The organism is Martelella alba (assembly GCF_005217455.1).
Lineage (GTDB): Bacteria > Pseudomonadota > Gammaproteobacteria > Enterobacterales > Enterobacteriaceae > Acerihabitans.
Map to the genome: position 1 here is coordinate 1 of NZ_SZPQ01000125.1, position 1,373 is coordinate 1,373.

The 1,373-nt window shown below is 49.2% G+C and carries 1 protein-coding gene and 1 pseudogene; both read right to left on the reverse strand.

Annotation, left to right across the window (positions count from 1 at the left end):
* Nucleotides 1-76: 76 nt before the first annotated feature.
* A pseudogene (locus FCN80_RS25935) lies at nucleotides 77-310 on the reverse strand (nucleotidyl transferase AbiEii/AbiGii toxin family protein); the annotation flags it as partial.
* Nucleotides 303-1,076 carry a type IV toxin-antitoxin system AbiEi family antitoxin gene (locus FCN80_RS25940; RefSeq protein ID WP_136993242.1) on the reverse strand — a complete coding sequence of 258 codons (774 nt, stop codon included), beginning with the start codon at nucleotides 1,074-1,076 and terminating at the stop codon, nucleotides 303-305. The pseudogene FCN80_RS25935 and the gene FCN80_RS25940, both read right to left, overlap by 8 nt.
* Nucleotides 1,077-1,373: the final 297 nt, after the last annotated feature.

Here is a 1,373-nt window from a genome sequence, read left to right on the forward strand (position 1 = left end):
CTTCACACCAATGCAGCATATTCAGCGCATGACCTGATTCTACTTATCACCTCCGTTAAAAATGGGGGGATTACCCTTCCAGTTCAGCGGCGATGCGGGTGAGCGCTTCCCGCACGTTGGGCAACGCAACCTCTCTGCTTTCCAGCGGGATGTAGGCCAGATCGATATCAACGGACAATCGGGGAAAATCACGGATGAATAAGTTGATCGCCGTTCCGCCTTTCAGCGCAAAACAGGGCTCGTTAGCGACATAGGGTAATGCTCGCACCAGCAGGGCGACCTGGCGGTAGTAGGGGGAGGCTTTATCCATGGCTTATTCCCTTCTTAGTAAAATTTTTGGGCACAGTAATCTGGTATCGCGTGTTCAGCTTGCCATTAACAACGACTTGTCGGTTGCCTGATCCCAGATCGATTTTGCTGGTATCCACGCGTTTGAACCATGCATGTTCATAGAAACTGGCGAAAAACAGATACAGGCGCTTGGTTTGTACGGACTGGCTGAGCGTAAGCAGCTTCTCCACTTTACGTGGGTTGAGATTGACTAGTCCCTGAAAAAGCTCGGCAGCGTGCTCAAATGAAATTTCCTGAGGTACTGCACTTAATAGCTCGTAGGCTGCCAGTTCTGGCGTACTGGCGGTTATTTTTTTTCCTTTAACGTCAAGCTCAGTTCGGTATTTTTCATTCAATTCAGGGAGCTTCAGAGCCGATACCACCAACCACTCAACGCCGGGAAATTCTTTAAACCATTTGGGCAATATCGCTTTGTTTTCAACGCTAAGCCAGCATTGACGCTGCTTAAGCTGTAGGTAATGGGAACGGCCCTGCCAGGAGAGACTGCTCAGTCCGGCCAGATGCACCGGCGCTTCAAGCTGGCTTTGCAGACACCATAGCGCATCACTCCAGTCTGGTTCTCGTCCTGCGCGCGCATAAACGCCAGCCCGCAGTTTTATTAACCAGCCATTTTGCGCATATTTAAAGGCCAGAGAAGGCGATATGTTGTTCCGGGTCAGCCACGATTGTAAAACCAGGCTTCCTGGAGAGGTGTTTTGCAACAGCCAGTTTAATTTTGATGTCATAGATTCACTCAGAGTGTAACTATAATAAAAAAAGTAAACTATTTAGTGAGTGAAAAGTCAATGTACGGTATCTGTCGCAGCATAAACGCTGCCAGCGAGAATTGTATCCGTCGGGTTGGAAATGATGGCCCCAGACGTATTTTTTGAAAGATCCGCCCGCCATGGATACTGCCAGCCCAATCCCTGCTGCCGCTGGTATAAACACATACTCTGGTACAAGGTAAGCGTGTGCCCAGCGCCGTCTGTTTCCAAACGAAACCGTTAGATATCCTTGGTGTCCATCTGTATCAGACGGAC